Origin of the sequence: Nocardiopsis sp. NPDC058789, from assembly GCF_042745575.1 — a bacterium.
In the GTDB taxonomy this organism is placed as follows: Bacteria; Actinomycetota; Actinomycetes; order Streptosporangiales; family Streptosporangiaceae; genus Nocardiopsis; species Nocardiopsis eucommiae.
Window position 1 is genome coordinate 99,141 of the sequence record NZ_JBHYOW010000013.1, and the last position, 21,419, is coordinate 120,559.

Annotated in this window: 17 protein-coding genes; 8 read left to right on the forward strand and 9 right to left on the reverse strand. The window is 72.7% G+C overall.

Annotated elements, in window-relative coordinates; translation table 11 throughout:
- Positions 1-211: 211 nt before the first annotated feature.
- Positions 212-550 (reverse strand): hypothetical protein, encoded by a 339-nt coding sequence (locus ACFW3L_RS20025; protein ID WP_378742649.1) that lies wholly within the window; start codon positions 548-550, stop codon positions 212-214.
- Positions 551-629: 79 nt separating this feature from the next.
- Complete coding sequence (locus tag ACFW3L_RS20030) at positions 630-1,238, reverse strand: hypothetical protein (RefSeq protein ID WP_378742651.1); 609 nt, start codon at positions 1,236-1,238, stop codon at positions 630-632.
- 298 nt (positions 1,239-1,536) lie between these two features.
- Here ACFW3L_RS20030 and ACFW3L_RS20035 point away from each other — a divergent pair, with 298 nt between their 5' ends.
- The 4 genes from ACFW3L_RS20035 (at position 1,537) to ACFW3L_RS20050 (ending at position 7,174) form a co-directional block, all read left to right on the forward strand.
- Positions 1,537-1,692 carry a hypothetical protein gene (locus ACFW3L_RS20035; protein ID WP_378742653.1) on the forward strand — a complete coding sequence of 52 codons (156 nt, stop codon included), beginning with the start codon at positions 1,537-1,539 and terminating at the stop codon, positions 1,690-1,692.
- A gap of 217 nt (positions 1,693-1,909) precedes the next feature.
- Positions 1,910-4,957 carry an AAA family ATPase gene (locus ACFW3L_RS20040; RefSeq protein WP_378742655.1) on the forward strand — a complete coding sequence of 1,016 codons (3,048 nt, stop codon included), beginning with the start codon at positions 1,910-1,912 and terminating at the stop codon, positions 4,955-4,957.
- A 151-nt stretch (positions 4,958-5,108) separates the two neighbouring features.
- Positions 5,109-6,470 carry a glutamine synthetase family protein gene (locus ACFW3L_RS20045; protein WP_184365415.1) on the forward strand — a complete coding sequence of 454 codons (1,362 nt, stop codon included), beginning with the start codon at positions 5,109-5,111 and terminating at the stop codon, positions 6,468-6,470.
- A 125-nt stretch (positions 6,471-6,595) separates the two neighbouring features.
- On the forward strand, positions 6,596-7,174 hold the full coding sequence (locus ACFW3L_RS20050; protein ID WP_378742657.1) for a rhodanese-like domain-containing protein: 579 nt from the start codon (positions 6,596-6,598) through the stop codon (positions 7,172-7,174).
- Here the strand turns inward: ACFW3L_RS20050 and ACFW3L_RS20055 are convergent.
- Positions 7,149-8,339 (reverse strand): MFS transporter, encoded by a 1,191-nt coding sequence (locus tag ACFW3L_RS20055; RefSeq protein WP_378742659.1) that lies wholly within the window; start codon positions 8,337-8,339, stop codon positions 7,149-7,151. The two genes, ACFW3L_RS20050 and ACFW3L_RS20055, sit on opposite strands and share 26 nt — an antisense overlap.
- A gap of 70 nt (positions 8,340-8,409) precedes the next feature.
- Between ACFW3L_RS20055 and ACFW3L_RS20060 the strand changes: the two genes are divergently transcribed.
- On the forward strand, positions 8,410-8,979 hold the full coding sequence (locus ACFW3L_RS20060; protein WP_378742661.1) for a Chromate resistance protein ChrB: 570 nt from the start codon (positions 8,410-8,412) through the stop codon (positions 8,977-8,979).
- A gap of 63 nt (positions 8,980-9,042) precedes the next feature.
- On the opposite strand, the gene ACFW3L_RS20065 is transcribed toward ACFW3L_RS20060, so the two are convergent.
- From ACFW3L_RS20065 to ACFW3L_RS20075, 3 genes are read right to left on the reverse strand one after another with little or no spacing between them, the layout of a single operon-like run.
- On the reverse strand, positions 9,043-11,883 hold the full coding sequence (locus ACFW3L_RS20065; protein ID WP_378742663.1) for a helix-turn-helix transcriptional regulator: 2,841 nt from the start codon (positions 11,881-11,883) through the stop codon (positions 9,043-9,045).
- A 39-nt stretch (positions 11,884-11,922) separates the two neighbouring features.
- Positions 11,923-14,889: an AAA family ATPase gene (locus ACFW3L_RS20070; protein ID WP_378742665.1), complete on the reverse strand. Its 2,967-nt coding sequence runs from the start codon at positions 14,887-14,889 to the stop codon at positions 11,923-11,925.
- Positions 14,890-14,939: 50 nt separating this feature from the next.
- Complete coding sequence (locus ACFW3L_RS20075; protein WP_378742667.1) at positions 14,940-16,508, reverse strand: MFS transporter; 1,569 nt, start codon at positions 16,506-16,508, stop codon at positions 14,940-14,942.
- A 374-nt stretch (positions 16,509-16,882) separates the two neighbouring features.
- Here ACFW3L_RS20075 and panB point away from each other — a divergent pair, with 374 nt between their 5' ends.
- The gene (gene panB, locus ACFW3L_RS20080; RefSeq protein ID WP_378742669.1) at positions 16,883-17,737 is read left to right on the forward strand and encodes a 3-methyl-2-oxobutanoate hydroxymethyltransferase; all 855 of its coding nucleotides are present in this window, start codon (positions 16,883-16,885) and stop codon (positions 17,735-17,737) included.
- On the opposite strand, the gene ACFW3L_RS20085 is transcribed toward panB, so the two are convergent.
- The gene (locus ACFW3L_RS20085; RefSeq protein ID WP_378742670.1) at positions 17,628-18,308 is read right to left on the reverse strand and encodes an MFS transporter; all 681 of its coding nucleotides are present in this window, start codon (positions 18,306-18,308) and stop codon (positions 17,628-17,630) included. The genes panB and ACFW3L_RS20085 overlap by 110 nt on opposite strands.
- A gap of 14 nt (positions 18,309-18,322) precedes the next feature.
- On the opposite strand from ACFW3L_RS20085, the gene ACFW3L_RS20090 reads away from it, so the two are divergent.
- Entirely contained in the window at positions 18,323-19,363 is a 1,041-nt protein-coding gene (locus tag ACFW3L_RS20090) for an LLM class F420-dependent oxidoreductase (RefSeq protein ID WP_378742672.1), read from the forward strand.
- A gap of 11 nt (positions 19,364-19,374) precedes the next feature.
- Here the strand turns inward: ACFW3L_RS20090 and npdG are convergent, their stop codons facing one another.
- Positions 19,375-20,070: an NADPH-dependent F420 reductase gene (gene npdG, locus ACFW3L_RS20095; protein ID WP_378742674.1), complete on the reverse strand. Its 696-nt coding sequence runs from the start codon at positions 20,068-20,070 to the stop codon at positions 19,375-19,377.
- A gap of 76 nt (positions 20,071-20,146) precedes the next feature.
- Complete coding sequence (locus ACFW3L_RS20100) at positions 20,147-20,338, reverse strand: hypothetical protein (protein WP_378742676.1); 192 nt, start codon at positions 20,336-20,338, stop codon at positions 20,147-20,149.
- Positions 20,339-20,430: 92 nt separating this feature from the next.
- On the opposite strand from ACFW3L_RS20100, the gene map reads away from it, so the two are divergent.
- Positions 20,431-21,282 (forward strand): type I methionyl aminopeptidase, encoded by an 852-nt coding sequence (gene map / locus ACFW3L_RS20105; protein WP_378742678.1) that lies wholly within the window; start codon positions 20,431-20,433, stop codon positions 21,280-21,282.
- Positions 21,283-21,419 lie beyond the last annotated feature (137 nt).

A 21,419-nucleotide genomic window follows, 5' to 3' on the forward strand; every position in this document is an offset into this window, starting at 1 on the left:
TGCAGTTTGCGCAAGAGTTTGCGTTGAGGTGACGAAGGTAACAGACCGACCTCGACCTGTGAACACCACGTGAACACCGGATCACCCGGAAATGCAGCCCTGATCTGGACGAAAGGGCCTGCAAGATTTTCCAGACGAAAAAGCCGGTGGCGGTCCGGAGCACTCCGGACCGCCACCGGCGGCAGACCCGTGCGGGCGGGTCGGCGGGCGTCTACCAGAAGACCGCGACACCGATGTTGACGATGGCCAGGACACCGGCGATGATCGCCAGGTTCTTCGCGGGCTTGCGCAGGTTGAGCACACCGACGACCACGACGCTCAGGGCGATCACGAGCTTCACGCCGATCTTGACGTGGTTGAGTTCGCCGATGTCGGCCATCTCGGCCACACCGACCAGCAGGAGGCCCGTGACGAACTGGAGCAGGGCGCTGTGCAGCAGCACCTTGGTCGCCTTGACGTTGTCGGTCATCAGCTGCATGAGGAAACCGGCGATGATCCCGGCCAGGCCGATCATGTGCAGGAACACGAGCGCGGAGTAAAGGAAGTCCATACGCTTAGACTACTACGCGTTGTAGTTGAAGCCCGCGTCTTGCTGACGCCCTGACGTAACAAATCGGACACCCGTCGGGTCAGGTGCCGCGTGAGGCGCCCCACTGTCGCCACATCAGCCACACCAGCACCATCAGCACCCCCACGCCCACCGCGCGGACCAGGCCGTCCCGGTCCACCATCTCCCCCATCTTCGAGAGCACCGTTCGGTCCCCGACCAGCAGGGTGTCGCTCGCGCAGGCCACGGGATCGCCGTCCCGGTCCAACAGCAGGCAGGCGGTGCTCACCACCCGCTCCCCCGGCTCGGCGTCCTCCGGCACCCGGACCCGGACGGTGTAGGCGGCCTCCCCGTCCTCCGGCAGGTCCACCCTCCAGTTGGCGACGCCCTCCTCGACGATCCCGCCCTGGCCGACCTCCCGGACATCGAGGGGTTCGGGCACGTGCTGTGCGAGCAGCCCCTCCTCGACCTCCCCGGCTCCGCCGTTGACCACGGTGGCCCGGTAGACGACCTCCTCGCCGGGGAGCGGCGACCGGTCCGCACCGGACAGGGACAGCCCCACCGCGTCCCCGCCGTCGTCCGCCGAGGCGGGGGCCGCGCACAGCCCGGCGAGGGCCAGCCCGGCGACCACCCCTGCGGCCCTTCGCCCGAACGCGCCCCGTCGGTCGGTCCCGCAAGCGACCCGAGTCATCCCACGACCTCCTGAGATCCGCCATCAGTGCTGGCCGGAGCACCCCCGGGAGGAGACGCCCAGCCCCCACACACTTGCCCGCCCCGAGGCACCGGAGTCAAGGAACCTCCGGGGCGTTTGGCGAATCGGCGGGACTCACGAGGGTTCTTAGGACGGATCTCACCCCTCTTAGGAGGCCGTCCGACGCTTTGGCGGCCGATCCACTGATTCCTCCCGATGCGCCGACTCCGTTCTCAGCCGGATCGTGGAGGTCATCGGGCGGGACACGGGTCCCGCCGCACAGCGGAAGGGCAGCACCGTGTTCCACCCCGACTTCGTCCTCAGGGACGACCGCGCCCGCTCCGAGGCCGCCGCCCGTCGCAGCGAGCAGCTCACGGCGGTGCGCCGGGCCAGGGCCGAGGCCCGCGCCCGAGCCCGGGAACGGGCCGCGAAGCGCCGCCGACGCGCCTCCTGACCCCGCGCGCACCAGGCACGCCGCCCCGAGCACCGCACAGACACCACGGAAAGGACACCACCGTGCCCCTCAGAGACCTACGGGCGGCCACCGCCCAGGCGATCATCCAGGAGCGCCTCCGCCGGGCCGAGCTCCACCGCCGAGCCCGTCTCCTGAGTGCCGAGGAGCGGACCCGAACCGGGAAGACCCCGGAGCCGCCGCGACCCCGGCGCGCATAATGGGGGGTATGCCCCTGTTCTCCGCAGTGAGTCCCCTCTTCGTCGGCCGCCGGGACCACCTCCGGCTCCTGGCCGACCAGGCCGACCGCGTACGCACCGGCCCCCCGGAGACACTGCTGGTGGGCGGGGACGCGGGGGTCGGCAAGAGCCGCCTGGTCTCCGAGTTCGCCGCCACCCGGCCCGCCGGGACGGTGTTCGTCGGGGCCTGCCTGCAACTCGGCGTCGACGGCCTGTCCTACGCCCCTTTCACCGCCGTGCTCCGCCAGATCCTGCGCGAGCGCGGACGCGCCCCGTTCGACGCGGCCGCGCCGGGCGGGGTCGGCGAGTTCGCCCGGCTCCTCCCCGAGCTGGGCGAGCCCGCCTCGGACCGCCGGGAGAACCGGGGCATCCTCTTCGAGCAGGTACTGCGCCTGTGCGAGCAGGTGGCCGGGGAGGACGGGGTCACCGTCGTCCTGGAGGACCTGCACTGGGCGGACGGCGCCACCCGGGACCTGTTGGCCTTCCTCGCCCGCAACCTCTCCCGCCCCGGGACCCAGGTCGTCGCCACCTACCGCAGTGACGACCTGCACCGCGCGCACCCGCTGCGGCGGCTCCTCCCCCAGCTCGAACGCCTGCCGGGCGTGCGCCGGATCGTGCTGGAGCCGTTCACCCGGGAGGAGGTGGGCGTCCAGGCCGCGGCGATCCGAGGCGAGGAACTGGAGCACGACGCCCTGGACACGCTCTTCCGGCGCAGCGAGGGCGTCCCGTTGTTCGTGGAGGCCCTGGCCGCCGCCGAGACCTGCCCCTCCGACGACGACCCCGACCTGCCCGACCACTTCCGCGACCTGCTCCTGGAGCCGGTGCGCCGCTTCGACGAGACCACGCTCTCCGTCCTGCGGGCGGCGGCGGTGGGGGCCGTGGCCGACGGCATCGAGCACGAGGTGCTCCACCACGCGGCCGGGCTGCCCGAGCGTGACCTGGAGGCCGCCCTGCACGCCCTGGTGGACGCCAACGTGCTGCGGCCCGGACGCACCGGTTACCGCTTCCGGCACGCACTGCTGCGCGACGCGGTGCACGACGAGATCCTGCCCGGGCCGCACTCCCGGCTGCACCTGCGCTTCGCCCAGCTCATCGACGCGTACCCGGACGCCGTCCCCGAGGACCGCCGTGCCGCCGAGCAGGCCCACCACTACCACGCCGCGCAGGACCTGCCCCGGGCCATGGAGGCCGCCTGGCGGGCCGCCGTCCAGGCCAGCAGGACGCTCGCCTTCGACGAACGCCTCGGCATGCTGGACCGCGTCCTGGCGCTGTGGGACCGGGTGCCCGACCCCAGCGACCGGGTGGAGGGGAACAGCTGGGCGGAGGTGGTGAGCAGGGCGGCGGGCGCGGCGATCTCGGCCAACCGCAACCGGCGTGCGCTGGAACTCGTCGACGAGGCCCTGGCGACGCTGGACGAGGACGCCGACGACGACGGGACCCTCACGGCGCGGGCGGTCCTGCTGCGCCAGCGGGGCCAGGCCCGCTCCTCCCACGCGTGCACCGGCGGCGTCGAGGACCTGGTCCGGGCCCTGGAACTGCACCCGCCGCACATGCCGGGATACAGCCAGCTCCTGGCTCTCCTGGCCCGGGAGAGCGCCATGCTGCGCGAGGACCGGAACCCGACCCCCGAGGGGAGGGTCCTCCAAGAGCTGAACGACACCGGCCGCGGTTTCGGGACGTTGGCCGAGCTGGCGATCGACGCGGCCGACACGGGCAGTGTGTCCGACCGCTGCGCGGCCGCCGACGCCCGGATCACGTTGGGCGGGGTCCGTATGCGGGACGGTGACGTCGAACACGGGCGCCCGCTGGTGGAACGGGGGATGGCGGAGGCCATCGAGCTCCGCGAGCCCTACATGGAGGCGCGCGGAGCCGGGAACCTCGCCCACTTCCTGCGTGAGCTCGGCCACCACGAGGAGGGCCTGCGCGTGCTGGAGGAGTCCCTGGCCCGGCACGAGGCGTGGGGCTGGGCGCCCTACCACCGGTCCTTCCACCACCAGAACCGCGCCGAGATCCTCTTCGAGACGGGAGACCTGCGCCAGAGCCGCGAGGTCCACCGCCGCCACCTGGCCAGGAGGCACGGGGACGACAAGCACCAGCACTACGTCCAGGCGGTCGAGGCGCGTGCCGCGGCGGCGATGGGGGACGCGGTCGCGGCGCGTGCCGAGGCCGGGCCCAGCGGAGACCGTTCCATGCTGGACGCGCACCGGATGGACGTCGTGCAGCTGCGCACCACGGGCCTGCTGGACGCCGCCCTGGCCGAGGGTGACCTCGCCGAGGCGCTGTCCCTCTCCAGGGACGTCCTGGAGCAGGCGGCCCTGGAGCGTTCCCCGGGGTACACGTGGCCGCTGCTGGAACGGATGGCGGAGGCCGCCCGACTGGGCGCGGAGCGGGCGCGCGAAGAGGCGGGGTTCGGGGAGACGGCCCGGCTCGTGGTCGGGTTGGTCGGCACCGTCGCGGGGAGGCTCCCGCGCAACGGCCTGGTCCGGCCGGCGCACGCGGCGACCGTACGGGCCCAGATCAGCGAGGTCGAGGGCGCCGCGCCCCCGTCCCTGGCCACGTCGTGGGCCACCGCGGCGGCGGCCTGGGAGTCCACTCCCCTGCGGTTGCACCTGGCCCGGGCCCGGCTGCGCGAGGCCGAGGCCCGGGTGGCCGCCGGGGAGCGGGAGCGTGCCGTGGAGCTGACCCGCCTGGTCTTCGCGACCGCCGACGCGTGTGGTGCGTCACCCTTGGCCCGCGCCGCCGAGGACCTGGCGCGCCGCCTCGGCGCCGGTCTCTCCGGCGGGTCCGTCCCGCCTCCGGCACCCGCCGGGCTGACTCCGCGCGAGACGGAGGTGCTGCGCCTGCTGGCCACGGGCGCGACCAACGCGGCGATCGCGGAGGCGCTGTTCATCAGCCCCAAGACCGCGAGCGTGCACGTGTCCCACATCCTGGGGAAGCTCGGTGTGCCCAACCGGGCCACGGCGGGGGCCCGCGCCCGGGAACTCGGTCTGGCCCAAGCCGTCCCGAACCTCCTGATTCAGCGGTCATAATGCCTGTGCGGGGAGGTCCGGGCAGGCTGGTTGGCGTGTGCGGAAATACCCCGGAAATATCCGCACGGCAGACTGGCTCCGGGAGATCGTTCCCGGCACGGCTCACGTGCGCGGACCGGGCCGGAACCGACCGGCATCGAGGAGGGTCATCGTGAATCGACAGCAGGAATTCGTGCTCCGCACGTTGGAGGAGCGCGACATCCGGTTCGTGAGGCTGTGGTTCACCGACGTGCTCGGGTACCTCAAGTCCGTGGCGGTGGCGCCCGCCGAACTGGAGGCCGCCTTCTCCGAGGGCATCGGGTTCGACGGTTCGGCCATCGAGGGCTTCGCCCGGGTGTACGAGGCCGACATGCTCGCCCAGCCCGACCCCTCCACGTTCCAGGTGCTGCCCTGGCGCAACGAGCCGCACGGCACCGCGCGCATGTACTGCGACATCCTCATGCCCGACGGCTCGCCGTCCCCGGCAGACCCCAGGCACGTGCTCAAGCGCCAGCTCGGGAAGGCCTCCGACCTCGGGTTCACGTTCTACACGCACCCCGAGATCGAGTTCTACCTCCTGAAGAAGTTCCCGGAGCACGGTGAGTTCCCCGAGCCCAACGACTCGGGCGGCTACTTCGACCACACGCCGCACAACAGCGCGCACGACTTCCGGCGCAACGCCATCAACATGCTGGAGGCCATGGGCATCTCGGTGGAGTTCAGCCACCACGAGGGCGGCCCGGGCCAGCAGGAGATCGACCTGCGCTACGCGGACGCGCTCACCACCGCCGACAACATCATGACCTTCCGTTTGGTGATGAAGGAGGTGGCCATGGAGCAGGGCGTGTACGCCACCTTCATGCCCAAGCCCTTCACCCAGTACCCGGGGTCGGGCATGCACACCCACCTGTCGCTGTTCGAGGGTGACCGCAACGCCTTCTACGAGCCCGGAGCGGAGTACCAGCTCTCCAAGGTCGGGCGCGGGTTCATTGCGGGGCTGCTGCGCCACGCCGACGAGATCGCGGCCGTCACCAACCAGTGGGTGAACTCCTACAAGCGCATCTGGGACGACCCGGCCGCCTCGGCGGGGATGGGCGGCGAGGCCCCGGCCTACATCTGCTGGGGGCACAACAACCGCTCGGCACTGGTCCGCGTGCCGATGTACAAGCCCGGCAAGTCGAACTCCAGCCGGATCGAGATCCGCTCGCTGGACAGCTCCGCCAACCCGTACCTGGCCTACGCGGTGATCCTGGCCGCAGGTCTGAAGGGGATCGAGGAGGGCTACGAGCTGCCGCCGGGCGCCGAGGACGACGTCTGGGCCCTCACGGACTCCGAGCGCCGCGCGCTGGGCATCAAGCCGCTCCCCCAGAGCCTGGACGAGGCGCTGCGCCTGATGGAGAACAGCGAGCTCGTGGCGGAGACGCTCGGCGAGCACGTCTTCGACTTCTTCCTGCGCAACAAGAAGGCGGAGTGGAACTCCTACCGCCGCCAGGTGACCCCGTACGAGCTCCAGAGGTACCTGCCGACGCTCTGACCAGTACAGGACTCCGCATCGGGGGGGGTATTCCCGGAATCGGTGACAAGCACGTCACATACCCCGGGGGGTAGAATCCCTACCAAAGTCGTGGACTACCCCTTCTCCCCTGGAGTCAGACACACATGAGCGAGTCCGTCGACGCGGCGACCGTCAGAGCCCGGCTCGACAGCGGATCCTCCCCGCTCCTGGTGGACGTGCGCACCCCGGCCGAGTTCGAGAGCGCGCACGTCCCCGGAGCGGTCAACCTCCCGCTGGACGAGCTCGACCACCACGCCGGGAGGGTCGCCCGGGACGCCACCGAGCAGATCGTCCTGGTGTGCCAGAGCGGGTCCCGAGCCGAGCAGGCCCGGCGTCGGCTGGCCTCCTCCGGGCTGGAGGACGCCGTGGTGCTGACCGGCGGCATGAACGCCTGGGCCCAGACCGAGGGCCCGACCGTGCACGGTCCGGAGCGGTGGGCCCTGGACCGCCAGGTGCGCCTCGTGGCGGGTTCGACGGTGCTGGTCGCGGCGGCGGCGAGTCTGTGGTGGACCCCCGCCGTGCTCCTGGCCGCGTTCGTGGGCGCCGGGCTGGCCTTCGCGGCGGTCACGAACACCTGCGGGATGGCGTACCTGCTCTCGAAGCTCCCCCACAACCGGCCGACCGAGCGGGTGGACGTCGAGGCCTCCCTGGCCCGGATCAGTCGGGCGGGCTCCCGGGCCTGACCGGCCCGCCCTCCCGGAGCGCGACCCGCCCCAGGATCCCGGAGGCGAGTCCGGCGGCCGCGAGCGCCGTGAGGGCCACGGGCAGACTCGTGGCGGCGGCCAGCGCGCCGACCGCCAACGGCCCTCCGGCGTCCCCTACCTCCCGACCGAGTTCGGCGTTGCCCATCGTGCGTCCCAGCCGCTCCTCGGGCGTGGTCTCGGCCAGGTGTGCGAAGGCCAGCGGGGTGACGGTGCCGACCATGAGGCCGATCGCCACGGACGCGGCGACCAGCGTGACCACGTTCGGGGCCAGGGCCAGCGCCAGCAGGGCGGCCGCCGCCAGCCCCAGGCCGACGGCCCCGCCGTCGCGCGCGGAGATCCCGTGCCGGTCGCGTCGGCGGCCGACGATCGGCTGGACGATGGTGGAGACCAGGGCCAGCAGGGTGACCGCCGCCGCACCTGCGAGCGGGTGCAGGTCGAGCCGCACGGCCAGCAGCGGCAGGAACCCGACCGCGACGCCGAGGATCGCGGTCGTGGAGGCCAGCAGCAGCGTGGGGACCAGGAACCCGCGCTCGGTGGTCTGCCGGACGAGGTCGGCGACGGTGTAGCGCGGCCGGGGCACCACCGGCAGGGCCGGGAGCGCGAGCAGCACCCACGCCGCCGCGCCCGCCGCGAGCACGGCGAGCGCCAGGTACAGGGCCCCGATCCCCCACACGTGGGCCAGTGCCACACCGCTGAGCGGACCGAGCACGTAGCCGAGGCTCTTCCACGCCCCGTAGCGGCCGAACGACCGCCCCAGCCGTTCCCTCCCTGCCAGTCGCGCGACCGCCGCCGACGACGCCGGGGAGAACGCGGAGGCCGCCGCGCCCTGCCCGACCCGCGCGAGCCCCAGCACGAGCGGGGTGGGCGCCAGCAGGGCCAGGAGGGACGCCACGGAGAACGCGACCAGCCCGCCGAAGATCACCGGACGGACGCCGATCCGGTCGCTGAGCGCTCCGAAGACCGGCTTGAGGACCACCTCCGCCACGTCGTACAGGGCCAGCATGAGTCCGAGGCCCAGCAGGGAGAGCCCGAGGGAGTCGCTCTGGGTTCCCAGGACACCCGCGACGCCGTGGGCGCCGAAGGCCGTGGTGAACCCGGCGAGGTACAGGGGTGCGACCGACCACACCGGAGGAGATTGTGTCACGCACCAGACTGTAACACCTGCTACTCGCCCGAAGTCTCCCCTGCTCCGCCCGACTGTTACGGTCGGGTTCGTGACAGACGAAGCGGTGCGATGGATCCTCGCGGTGGTACAGGTCCCGGCCAAGCCCTCACGGCACCGGGTCGCGGTCTGGCGGGAACTGCGGCGCGCGGGGGCGGTGCCCGTCTCCCAGGGCACCTGGGCCCTGCCCGCGGCGGAGGCCTTCCGCCCGTTCGTGGAGCGCGCGACGGAGCTGGCGGTGGAGGGCGGCGGCCGGGTGGCCGTCTACGACGTCGAACCCCGGGACGCCGACGCGCGCGCGTTCGTCGAGGACGCGTTCCGGGCCGCCCGGATCGACGAGTGGGGCGAGTTCACCACCGACTGCGGCCGGTTCGAGGCCGAGATCGCGAAGGAGATCGCCAAGGAGAAGTTCACCTTCGCGGAACTGGAGGAGGAGGAACAGAGCCTGGAGCGGTTGCGCCGTTGGTTCCGCGACCTCAGGAGGCGCGACGTCCTCGCCCTGCCCGAGGCCCGGGCCGCCGCCGAGCGCCTGACCGCGTGCGCGGACGCCCTGGAGGCCTACTCCGAACTGGTCTACGCGGCGATGCACGGCCAGGGCGCGGTGGAGCCTCCGGCGCACTGACCGGCGCGGGGCGGCCCGCCCGGTACGGCGGGGTCGAACCCGGACGGGACGCCTCCGGCCGGGTCAGACCAGCCCGAGCTCCCGGGCCCGCGCCACCGCGGCCGTCCGGTTGGCCACCCCCAGCTTGCCCATCGCGTTGCTCAGGTGCACGCTCACCGTCTTGCCCGAGATGAACAGCGCCTCCCCCACCTCCCGGTTACTCGACCCACGGGCCACCTCCACCAGCACCTCCACCTCACGCGGCGTCAGCCCGGCGGGCGGTGCCGCCGCGGAGTCCGGGCCGAGGGCCGCGCGCATCTCCGCCACGAGCTGGCGCACCACGTACAGGTCGAACCCGGCCAGCACGGCCTCGCAACGTCGCAACAGGTCCCGGGCGCGTCCGGTGTCGGCCGTCCCGAGCGCGTTCCAGAAGGCCCCGAACAGACACTCGACCAGGCTGAGGCCACCGGCGCGTTCGGCCAGGGGCAGGGCCCGGTCCCAGTACTCCGCCGCGCGCTCCGGGTCCTCCTCCAGGAAGGCCAGCGCGGTCTCCCCGCTCAGTCTCCCCAGCGGGGAGACCGGCCAGTCGCCCCCCTCCAGCACGCTCACCAGAGGCTCCGCCAGTGTGTCGGCGAGCTCCCGGTCACCGGGTTCGGCACGGCGCCGCAGTCGCCACACCACCATCGCCGTGGCGGACCCGGTACTGGCGCTGAACCGGACGTGGGAGACCATGCGGACCTCCTGCTCGGCCTCCAGGATCACCCGGGCGGCCTCGGTCCACCGCTCCCCCGGCTCGAAGAGCAGCCCCAGGAGACGCGCGTAGTAGTGCGACATGTACTCCACGCGGGTGGAGGTCTCCCGTGGCAGCAGCCGCGTGAACTCCTCCAGGGCACCTCGGCTGGTCTCCCAGTCCCCCTCCAGCGCGGCCATCTGTGCGACGAGCACCTGGCGTCTGGCCCCCGACAGGTCCTCACCCGCGGGGGCCGCGTCCAGCCTCGCCCGCGCCTCCTCCAGACGCCCCGCCGCGACGAGGGCGCTGGCCAGCCCGTTGGCCAGGCCCGCCCCCTGGCTGCGGGCCACTCCCAGCTCGGCGCTGCGGTCCAGGGCCTCCTGGGCGCAGGCCAACCGCTCCCGTGTCTCGAACCGGCTGCCGAGGTTGCTGCCGAGGTTGTTGAGCCCGCGCATCTCCACCTGGACGTCACCCAGTTCGCGCGCGATGCGGATCCCCTGGCGCAGCATCTCCAGGGGCTCCTCCTCCCCCGTGTGGTCCAGGAGGGCCCCCAGGGTGACCAGCGCGTCCGCCTCGCTGGCCCGGTCCCCGCAGGCACGCGCCTCCTCGATCGCGGCGCGCGCGGCCCGCTCCGCCTCGGCGTCACTGCCCCGCATCATCAGCACCGAGGCCGTGTTGGCGCTGACCACGGCCGGTTCCGGGTGGTTCCGAGCGGCGGCGCGCAGGTCGTCCAGGGCCTCGAGCCGTCCCAGTTCCTTGTAGGAGAGGCCCCGGGCGACCAGGAGGCGCGCGGCGAGCTCGCTCCCCGGATCCAGCTCGGCCAGTGCCTCGCTGGCGTGCTCGACCGCCCGGCGCGGGTCACCCGCCGTCTGCGCGGCGAGGCAGACCCCCAGCAGGAGTTCCCCGTAGGTGGTCCCCAGGCGCTCGGCGGCGTCGGGGACCAGTTCCCACAGCTCCACCACACGTTCGAGCAGGGCCAGGTGCTCGGGGTGGGCGCTGGCGTCCCGGGCGTGTCCGGCCGACTCCCACGCGGCGCCCAACGCCCTGGGGTGGTCGTGGGCCGAGTACGCGTGGTGGGCGAGTTGGGCGACCGACTCACTGCGTGACAGACCGGGGACACCGCCTTCGAGCGCCGCCGCGTAGCGACGGTGGGCACGCACCCGCTGGCCCGGCAGCAGGTCGCCCTTGACCGCCTCGGCCAACAGCGCGTGCCGGAACACGTACCCCGTGTCCGTGGCCCCGAGCACCCGGGCGTCGACCGCCTCGCGCAGCGCCTCGTCCAGGTCGTCCTCGCCCACGCCGGAGGCCTCGGCCACCTCTGTGAGGAGCCCGTGGTCGACCCGGTCCCCGGCCACCGAGGCCAGCCCGAGGACCCTGCGGGTGGTGGCGGCGAGGGGTTCGACACGGCGCATGAGGAGTTCGCGCGGGCCCTCCGGGACGCCGCCCTCGGGGGCCGCGAGGAAGGACTCCACGAACAGGGGGTTGCCGCCGCTGCGTTCCAGCAGGAGCGCAAGGCTGTCGGGGTCGGGCACCGATCCGCTCAGCGCGGCGACCTGCTCGGCGACGGCCTCCCGGGTGAGCGGTGCGAGGTCGAGCCGGGTGACCCGGGGCAGCCGTTCGAGTTCGGGCAGGGCGCGGCTCAGGGGATGGGTGCGGTGCAGGTCGTCGGAGCGGACCGAGACGACCAGGTGCACCGGTGCGGCACCGAGGTTGCGCAGGAGGAAGACGAGCAGGTCGCGGGTGGAGGCGTCGGCCCAGTGCAGGTCCTCGACCACGAGGCTGAGCCCCGCCGGGGCCGCGCGCTCCTCCAGGTAGGTCAGCACCGCCTCGAACAGTCGGGCGCGGTCGTGGTCGTCGGTGCCGGACCGCGCGGAGGGAGCCTCGCCCTGTCCGGGCAGGAGTCGGGTGAGTTCGCTCCCGGCGGCCGGCACTGGGCCGCCCTCCCTGACCAGTTGGCGCAGGAGCGCGGTGAACGGGGCGAAGGCGAGGCCCCCGGCGCCCAGTTCCAGGCAGGCGCCCAGGGCCCGGTTCCGCAGGGGCGTGTGCTCCAGGTACTCCTCCAGGAGCCGTGACTTGCCGATTCCGGCGTCGCCGCGGAGCAGGACCGTCCTGGCCCCCTCGGTACGGGCCCGGGCGGCGTCGGAGAGGAGGTGGTCGACCTGCCGCTGCCGGCCGACGAAGGTTGAGGGGGACATACGCCCCAGTATGCCCGGGGCTCCCTGGTCCGAGGCCGGTCAGACCAGCCCGAGCTCGCGGGCCCGCGCCACCGCGGCCGTCCGGTTGCGCACCCCGAGTTTGCCCATCGCGTTGCTCAGGTGCACGCTCACCGTCTTGCCCGAGATGAACAGCGCCTCCCCCACCTCCCGGTTACTCGACCCACGGGCCACCTCCACCAGCACCTCCACCTCACGCGGCGTCAGCCCGGCGGGCGGCGATCCGGCCGCCGGGGTGGGCCCGGCGGGGAGCGCGGCCCGTTCCGGAGCGGGGCTGGTGGCGGCGTGTCCGTCCGGGTCGGGCAGGGCGTGGCGGGCCCGCAGCGCGCGGGTCTGCCTCTCGAACAGGGCCATGCCGTGCCGGACCGCCAGGCGGTGGACCGCGTCGACGTGCGCGGCCGCGCGGTCGCGGCGCCCCGCCCGCAGGGCCGCCTCCGCCGCCGCCAGCTCGTACTCGGCTCCGAGGACCACGTGGCCGGTGGGCGCGACCGCCGCCATCGCCGCCTCGAACAGCGCCAGGGACTCCTCCGGGTCCGGGGCCAGCCAGGCATCGGCGGCCAGCCGGGCGTGGGAGTCGGAGTGTTCCGTAACGGGGGGCATGTCGTCCAGGAGCTCGCGGACCTCCCGGGCCAGCTGGCGCGCCTCCTCTCCCGGTTCCTCCGCCAGGCGGGCGGCGACCGAGGTGTGCCGGACCAGGGTGGAACGGTAGAGACCCTGGGCGAGCGGAGTCCTGGAGCGTTCCCCCGCCGTCCGGTGGAGCAGGTCCCGGGTCATCCGTCCGGCGTCCAGCAGGCGTCCCTCGTACACGGCCAGCTGCTGGAGGACCCCGTGCACCGGAAGGTGCTCCACCGGGGAGCTCACGCGTGCGGGCAGCGCGCGATGGAACTCGTCGATGGTGGCGCGCAGCGCATCCGGACGCCAGCGGTACAGGTCCAGTTGCATGCGCAGGGTGAGGGCCCGCGCCCACGTCACCCCGCCCTCCGTGACCCTGGACAGCAGTTCCTCGCTCTCGGCGAACCTTCCCTGGTGGAACCGGGTCACCGCCAACCCGCAGGCGAACGCCCCGCCCTGGGTCCGGGTCAGGCCGAGCTCACCGCAGCGCCGCATCCCCTCCAGGGACACCCGGGCGCTCTCCTCCAGCCGGTCGAGGTTCTTGAGGTGGCCGCTGAGGTTGACCAGCCCCCGGATCTCGACCGGGACGTCACCGGCCTCGCGGGCCAGACCGATGCCCTCACCGAACAGGGCCAACCCCTCGTCGGTGTCGAGCGGGTCGCTGAGGCCGCCGAGGGTGATAAGCGCGTCCGCCTCGCTCCTCCGGTCACCGAGCGCACGCGCGCTGTCGAGGACCCGGCGGGCCATCCTGGCCGCCTGGTCGTGGTGGCCGCGCATCATGAGAGTGGCGGCCATGGTCGCGCCCACTGCCGTGGCGTCCGGGTGGTCGTGGGCGAGCAGCACGAGGCCGTCGGCCAGATCCTCCAGGGCACCGTCGCGACCCATCTCCTTGAGCGCCCGGCCCCGGGCGTGACGCAGCCGGGAGGCGCGTTCGAAGCTCTCCCTACGGGCTCCGTGCGGGTCACGGAATCCCGTGACCCCGAGTTCGTCCAGTCCCTCGGTGGCGTAGCTGACCGCGCGTCGCGGCGAACCCGCGACCAGAGACACCTCGGCGGCCCGGACCAGCACCTGGTCCCGGGGCAGCCCGACGCGTTCGACCGCGTCGGGCACCTGGTCCCACAGTTCCAGGACGCGTTCGATCAGTCCCAGGTGCTCGGGGTAGGCGTCCACGGCGGCGGCGTGGTCGGCGGCCCGCCAGGCCGCCGAGAGGGCGAGCGGCTGGTCGTGGGCGCAGTGCGCGTGGTGGGCGAGCTGGAGGGCCCGCTCGCGCTCGGGCATCCGCTCCACACCCGCCTGGAGCGCCTCGGCGTAGCGGCGGTGCGCGCGCACGCGTTCACCCGGCATGAGGTCGGTGTGCACCGCCTCCGCCAGCAGTGCGTGCCGGAACGCGTAGCCGTCCGCCGTCGAACGCAGGATGCGGGCGTCGACGGCCGGGCGCAGGGCCGCGTCGAGCTCCACGTCGGAGCTCCCGGCGCGGCGGTTCACGCTGGCGAGGAGTGTGTGCCGGACCCGGGTCCCCGCGGTCGCGACGAGGCCGAGGATGCGGCGGGTGGGTTCGGGCAGGGGTTCGACAGCGGAGAGCAGCAGGTCCCGGAGCCCTTCCGGTAGGGGCGCCCCGGCGGGGTCGTGCCCGGTGGCCAGGAATGACTCCACGAAGAGCGGGTTGCCGCCGCTGCGCTCGAACAGCAGGTCGAGGTCGGCCGGATCGAGTTCGCGACCGCTCAGGGCGGTGGCCTGGGCTCCGACCTCGTCCTTGGAGAGCAGTTCCAGGTCCAGGCGGCGGACCCCGGGGAGGCGTTCGAGTTCGGGGAGCAGACCGCGCAGCGGGTGGGTCCGGTGCAGGTCGTCGGTGCGCACGCTGATGAGCAGGTGGACAGGGGCGGACCCGAGGTTGCGCGGCAGGAACACGAGCAGGTCGCGGGTGGAGGCGTCGGCCCAGTGCAGGTCCTCGATCACCAGGGTGAGTCCGGCCGGTGCGGCGCGCTCCTCCAGGAAGGTGAGGACCGCCTCGAACAGACGGGCACGGCTCTCGACCACCGCCCCGGAGACACCCTTGAGATCGGGGAGGAGACGGCCGAGGTCGCCGGTGGGGTCGGCGGCGGGGCCTCCGGAGCGCACGAGTTCACGCAGGAGGGCGGTGAAGGGGGCGAAGGGGACACCCTCGGCGCCCAGTTCCAGACAGCCGCCCACGGCGGAGGGGGTGCCGGGGACCCGGCGCAGGTGCTCGGTGAGCAGGCGGGACTTGCCTACACCGGCGCCGCCGAGGACCAGGACGGTGCGGGCGCCCTCGGGAACGGTGCGGCGCGCGTCCGCCGCGAGCAGGGACAGGTGGTGGTGGCGACCGACGAAGGCGGGGGAGGGTTCGTGGACCAGCATGGTGCCCAGTATGGCCGCCGGGCCCCCGCGCGGTCGTGGCCCGGCGCCCGCTAGGACCTGTTCGCGGCCCGGTCGTTCGACTCGTGGCTCGGGGGTTCACGGGGCATCCACACCAGCACCACGACCAGACCGATGAGACCGATGCACAGCGAGACCAGCGCCGCCATGTGCAGTCCCGCCAGGAACGCCTGCTTGGCCGGGGCGACGAGCGCGTCGCCCGCCGGACCCAGTCTCTGGACCAGCGCCATGGTCGCCTCGATGGACTCGGCCGCCGTCTGAGCGTCCTTCGGGGTCACGTCGTGGGTCCGTTCCGCCACCGCGTTCAGGTCGCCCTCCATCCCCGCTCGGTACCGGTAGGAGATCACCGCGCCGAGGACGGCCACGCCCATGGCGGTGGCGATCTGGCGGGCCGTGTTCTGCACGGCGGAGGCGGCCCCGGCCTTGCCCGGCGGGACCGACGACATGATCGCGTTGGTGGCCGGGGTGAGCACCACCGCCATGGCCGAGGTCTGGAGGAAGAAGAACACGATGATCAGTGCGAGCGGGGTGTCCACCCGGATCTGCGTGTAGAAGACGAAGCTGCAGCAGACCACCCCCACACCGATCGCGGCGAGGACGCGCGGACCCACCCAACGCACCAGGGTCGGGCTCAACGGAGCGAAGATCAGCTGGCCCAGCGCGGACGGCAGCATCAGCAGGCCCGCGACGAACGGGGGGAAGCCGCGGACGCTCTGCCAGTAGAAGCTCAGGAAGAAGAGGATCCCCGCCATGCTGAAGAACAGGACCATGACCGTGGCGACGGAGACGCTGAACCGGGGGTCCCGGAAGAAGCGCACGTCGAGCGAGGGGTTGGGGGCGCGGGACTCGTGGACCAGGAACATCCCCAGCACCGCCAGGCCCAGGACCAGAGCGCCGTACACGTCCCAGTCCGCCAGTGAGGACCGCTCCCCAGCAGTGATGATGCCGTAGACGATCAGGACCAGGCCCGGGATGGACAACAGCACGCCGAGGACGTCCGGGCGCCCCGCGTTCTCGTCCCTCGACTCGGGGACCAGGAAGAACATCAGCGCCAGCCCGAGGAGCACGAAGGGCACGTTGACCAGGAAGATCGATCCCCACCAGAAGTTCTCCAGGAGGAGCCCTCCCGCCGACGGCCCGATCGCCATCGCCAGACCCACCGCGCCCGCCCACAGGCCGATCGCCCGGGCCCGTTCCTCCGGCGGGAACACGTTGGTGATCACCGACAGGGTCTGCGGCATCACCATGGAGGCGCCGAATCCCATCGCCGCGCGCGCCGCGACGAGCTGCTCCGGGCTCTGTGAGTAGGCGGTGAGTGTCGAGGCGGCGCCGAACACGATCAGTCCGGCCGCCAGCAGCCGCCGTCTCCCCCACCGGTCACCGAGCACCCCGAAGGTGAACAGCAGTCCGGCGAAGACCAGGGTGTAGGCGTTGATCGCCCACGCCAGCTCGGCCTGGCTGGCGCCCACCCCCCGCTGCGGGTCGGAGAGGGTCTTCAGCGCGACGTTGAGGATCGTGTTGTCGGCCACGATCACCAGCAGGCAGATGATCAGCACCGCCAACCCGCCCCACCTGCGCCGGTGTGCTGTCTGCTGGTCCACGGACGTCCCTTCAGCCACTCAACCCCGGTGCCGCTGTCATGCTAACCAGCCGCCTCTCACAGCGCCGGGACCACGGCTCCGGCTTGCCGGGCGCGCCCGGAAAAAGGCACCGTCCCGGGGAGGACGGCCCGCCCCCTCCCGTGCGATGATGCTGGCGTGCGCCCCCGCGCACCCGTCCTCCCCGCACCGGCTCCGCCGGGTGGACAGAGGCTGGTGGCGGGGAACGGGGAACAACCCGCCCCGGCACGCCGTTCCTCCCGAGGAACCCCTCCCTTCGGGGAACCGCGCGTGCAAGCGCGCACGACAACAGTTTTCGTCCACAGGTCCGGGGACACCCCAGCGGGTGCTTCGAGACAACGGAGGAAGAACCCATCATGAGCACCACAGCCAAGACCCCCTCCGCCGGGAACGCCCTGTACGGCGGGGTCACCAACCGGCGCGTCACCATCCGCGACCTGGCCCTGGCCAAGCAGCGCGGCGAGCGGTGGCCCATGCTGACCGCCTACGACGCCCTCACCTCCCGGATCTTCGACGAGGCGGGTATCCCCGTCCTCCTCGTCGGCGACTCCGCCGCCAACGTGGTCTACGGCTACGACTCCACCGTCCCGGTGACGGTGGACGAGCTGATCCCGCTCACCGCCGCCGTCACCCGCTCCACCAAGCGGGCCCTGGTCGTGGCCGACCTGCCCTTCGGCTCCTACCAGGCCTCCCCCCAGCAGGCTCTGGAGGCCGCCTCCCGGTTCATGAAGGAGGGCAACGCCCAGGCGGTGAAGTTGGAGGGCGGCCAGGCGGTCGCCCCCCAGGTAGAGCTGCTGACCTCGGCGGGCATCCCGGTGATGGGCCACATCGGTCTGACCCCGCAGTCGGTCAACACCCTGGGCGGATACCGTGTGCAGGGCCGGGGCGAGGCCGCCGCCGGTCTGCTCAAGGACGCCAAGGAACTGGAGCGCGCGGGCGCGTTCTCCGTCGTGCTGGAGGCGGTCCCGGCCGACCTCGCGGCCGAGGTGACCGAGCAGCTCGCCGTCCCGACCATCGGCATCGGCGCCGGCCCCTCCACAGATGCCCAGGTGCTGGTGTGGCAGGACATGGCCGGGCTGAGCCCCCGGGTGGCGAAGTTCGTCAAAACCTACGCCAACCTCGCGGAGACGCTGCGCGAGGCCGCCACGGACTACGCGTCCGAGGTCGTCGGCGGGAGCTTCCCCGCCGAGGAGCACACCTACGCGAGCTGATCCGGCGGCTGGGCGGTCTCCGTTTTTCCGGGGGCCGCTCCAGCCCCGTGGCCGTGCGGCCGAAGGCGGGCAGGCACACCGCCGCCAGGTACAGTGCGGCCCCGGCGACCAGGACCGGGGACACCCCGAACAGTCCGATCGCCACCCCGATCCCGGGTGCCGCGACCGGGGCTCCGATCCGGGTCAGCGCACCCACCATGGACATCCCCCGGCCGACCATGCGCGGAGGCAGCCGTTCGAAGATCACCGCGGACAGGATGGGGTTGATCAGTCCGCCGCCGACCCCGGAGACGGCCCACACCGCCAGGACCACCCACAGGGGCACGTCGAGGGCGAGCACCAGGACGCGCGGCGGCCCGGAGAGCACCATGGCGGCGAGGAACGTGGCGCGGCGCGGCAACCGGTGACCGATCCACACCGCCACCAGGGAGCCCAGCACGGACGCTCCTCTCGGGACTCCTTGGCCAAGAAGTCTTGGGCAAGAGGGTGAGAGCGGGACGGAAACCGAACGTGACTCGGTAGTACAGTGTCGGCACACCGAGCACCGACGCGGGCCGGGGGTCCGGCCCACCGGGAGGACAGCACATGCGCATCTCGATGCCGCTCCAGTACGCGGGCGAGCCCAAGGAGGCCGTCGAGCAGGTCGTCGAACTGGAGAAGGCCGGGCTGGACACCGTGTGGGTCGCGGAGGCCTACGGCTACGACAGCCCCACCCTCATGGGCTACCTCGCGGCCCGCACCGAACGCGTGTCGATCGGCTCCGCCATCCTGCCGATGTACACCCGTACCCCCACCCTCATCGCGATGACCGCGGCCGGGCTGGACTACCTCTCCGACGGGCGGGCCGTCCTCGGCCTCGGGGCCAGCGGCCCGCAGGTGATCGAGGGCTTCCACGGCGTCCCCTACACCAAGCCGCTCGGCCGCACCCGGGAGACCATCGAGATCTGCCGGAAGGTCTGGGCGCGCGAGGAGCGCCTGACCCACGACGGTCAGGTGTTCCAGCTGCCGCTGCCGCCCGAGCAGGGCACCGGACTGGGCCGGCCGCTCAAGATCATCAACCACCCGGTGCGCCCGCGGATCCCGATCCACGTGGCCTCCCTCGGGGAGAAGAACGTCGAGATGACCGCCGAGACCGCCGACGGCTGGTTGCCGCACCTGTTCATCCCGGAGAAGGCCGAGAGCGTGTGGGGCCCGTCCCTGGCCAGGGGCCGGGCCAAGCGCGACCCCGGCCTCGGTGAGCTGGAGATCTCCGCGGGCGGCCTGCTCGCCATCGGTGAGGACGAGGAGACCGCGCGCCTCGCGGACCTCACCCGGCCGATCATCGCCCTGTACGTGGGCGGCATGGGCGCCAAGGGGAGGAACTTCTACAACACGGTGGCCCAGCGGTACGGCTATGAGGAGGCAGCGGAGAAGATCCAGGACCTCTACCTCGCCGGGAGGAAGGACGAGGCCGCCGCCGCGGTCCCGGACGAGTTCGTGGAGCTGACCAACCTGGTCGGGCCCGAGTCCTACGTCCGCGAGCGGGTGGAGGCCTTTCGCGCCGCCGGGGTCACCCAGCTCAACGTGACCCCGGTCGGCGGGGACCCCGCCCGGCTCATCGCGAAGGTCAAGGAGTGGGCGGCCTAGGCCGCGCGGACCTACAGGCCGGTGATCCGGACACCCGCGTGCGTCCTGTAACGGCGGTTGACCGCGATCAGGTTGGCGGTGAGGGCCTCGACCTGGTGGGCGTTGCGCAGACGCCCGCCGAACACTCCGCGCACCCCCGGGATCCGGTCCGCCAGGGCGCGCACGGTGTCCGTGGCGTCGCGGTCCTCCCCCAGCACCAGGACGTCCAGCTCGATCTGGTCGACCTCGGGGTCCAGGAGGAGCACGGCGGAGACGTGGTGGAAGGCGGCGGTGACCCGGCTGCCCGGCAGGACCTCGGCGGCCTGCTGGGCGGCGCTCCCCTCCGGGACGTCCAGGGCGAAGGGGCCCTTCTTGTCGAAGCCGAGCGGGTTCACGCAGTCCACCACGATCTTGCCCGCCAGCCGGTCGGCCAGCGACACCAGCAGCTCGCGGTGGCCGTCCCACGGAACGGCGACGACCACGATGTCCCCCCGCTCCGCCGCGTCGGGGTTGGCGAGCCCGCGCACGTCGATCGCGGTGGACTCGGCCGCCACGAGGTCGTCCGCGGCCTTGGCGGCACGCTCGGCGTCGCGGGAGCCGAGGAGGACCGTGAGGCCGGACCGGGCGAAGCGCCGGGCCAGTCCCCGCCCCTGGTCGCCGGTCCCGCCCAGGACCGCGATGGTCAGCCCGGTGATGTCCGCGCCCTGCTGTGCGTCGTGTTCGCTCATGGGGCCGATCCTGTCAGAACGGGCCCGGAGGGGGAACGCGCAGGGCCGGTGGCGCCCCACACGGCCCCGCGCTCCGTCAGCCGTTGCCCTCGTTCTCGTCCTGCTCGTCCCAGGCCTCGTTGCGTTCGGCCGCGATGCGCAACGCTCGCGCGGCCGTGGCCTCGTCCGGGTAGGGCCCGAGCCGCTGGGAGTCGGGACAGCCCGCGCCGTGTTCCACCCCGCCGTGACGGAGGCAGTACCACCAGCCGTCGTCCTCTGCGTCGTTCACCACGACCACCTCTCGTCGTTCCGGGTTCGTGTGGCATCTACCCCTCCGCCGGGCGCTCCTCACCCGCCGCCCACGAACTACAATCAGTGTCCATGACTACTCCGCTGGTTCCTGGGCGCATCTCGCCCCAACGTTCGGTCCCCTCGCACATCGTCCGGCCGGAGTACGTGGGTCAGAAGCGTCCGGTGGAGGGTGTCCTGGGCGACGTCCAGACCCCGGAGACCGTCGAGAGGATCCGTGTGGCGGGGCGCATCGCGGCCCAGGCGCTCGAGGAGGTGGGCAAGAACGTCCAGCCCGGGGTGACCACGGACGAGCTGGACCGGATCGGCCACGAGTTCCTGCTGGACCACGGCGCCTACCCGAGCACCCTGGGTTACAAGGGCTACCCGAAGTCGCTGTGCTCCTCCCTCAACGAGGTCATCTGCCACGGCATCCCCGATGACACGGTGGTCCGCGACGGCGACATCGTGAACATCGACATCACCGCGTACAAGGACGGCGTGCACGGCGACACCAACGCCACCTTCCTCTGCGGTGACGTCTCCGAGGAGCACCGCCTCCTCGTGGAGCGCACCCGTGAGGCCACCATGCGCGCCATCAAGGCGTGCCGCCCCGGGCGCCAGATCAACGTGATCGGCCGCGTCATCGAGTCGTACGCCAAGCGCTTCGGCTACGGGGTGGTGCGTGACTTCACCGGCCACGGCGTGGGCCCGGAGTTCCACTCCGGCCTGGTGGTGCCGCACTACGACGACCCGCGCGCCACCACGGTGATGGAACCGGGCATGACCTTCACCATCGAGCCCATGATCACCCTGGGCGCCGTGGAGTACGACATGTGGGACGACGGCTGGACCGCCGTCACCGCCGACCGCCGGTGGACCGCGCAGTTCGAGCACACCCTGGTCATCACCGACTCCGGCGCGGAGATCCTCACCCTGCCGTAGTACCCCGAGCCCCGGCCGCCGACGGCGCCGGGGCTCTCTCACACCCCCCGGAGTGACTCCTGGTGACGCCACGACTCCGGAGAGCCCCTCCGTTCGCTGTGCCGGTGTGTCGCAGCGGAACCGCGTACTGACGGAGC

Bases quoted from the DNA above. Each gene is read 5' to 3' on its own strand.
- panB (WP_378742669.1), top strand. From the start codon at position 16,883: ATGAGCACCACAGCCAAGACCCCCTCCGCCGGGAACGCCCTGTACGGC.
- ACFW3L_RS20065 (WP_378742663.1), bottom strand. From the start codon at position 11,883: ATGTCCCCCTCAACCTTCGTCGGCCGGCAGCGGCAGGTCGACCACCTC.
- ACFW3L_RS20040 (WP_378742655.1), top strand. From the start codon at position 1,910: ATGGGGGGTATGCCCCTGTTCTCCGCAGTGAGTCCCCTCTTCGTCGGC.
- ACFW3L_RS20070 (WP_378742665.1), bottom strand. From the start codon at position 14,889: ATGCTGGTCCACGAACCCTCCCCCGCCTTCGTCGGTCGCCACCACCAC.
- ACFW3L_RS20030 (WP_378742651.1), bottom strand. From the start codon at position 1,238: ATGACTCGGGTCGCTTGCGGGACCGACCGACGGGGCGCGTTCGGGCGA.
- ACFW3L_RS20050 (WP_378742657.1), top strand. From the start codon at position 6,596: ATGAGCGAGTCCGTCGACGCGGCGACCGTCAGAGCCCGGCTCGACAGC.
- ACFW3L_RS20025 (WP_378742649.1), bottom strand. From the start codon at position 550: ATGGACTTCCTTTACTCCGCGCTCGTGTTCCTGCACATGATCGGCCTG.
- map (WP_378742678.1), top strand. From the start codon at position 20,431: ATGACTACTCCGCTGGTTCCTGGGCGCATCTCGCCCCAACGTTCGGTC.
- npdG (WP_378742674.1), bottom strand. From the start codon at position 20,070: ATGAGCGAACACGACGCACAGCAGGGCGCGGACATCACCGGGCTGACC.
- ACFW3L_RS20090 (WP_378742672.1), top strand. From the start codon at position 18,323: ATGCGCATCTCGATGCCGCTCCAGTACGCGGGCGAGCCCAAGGAGGCC.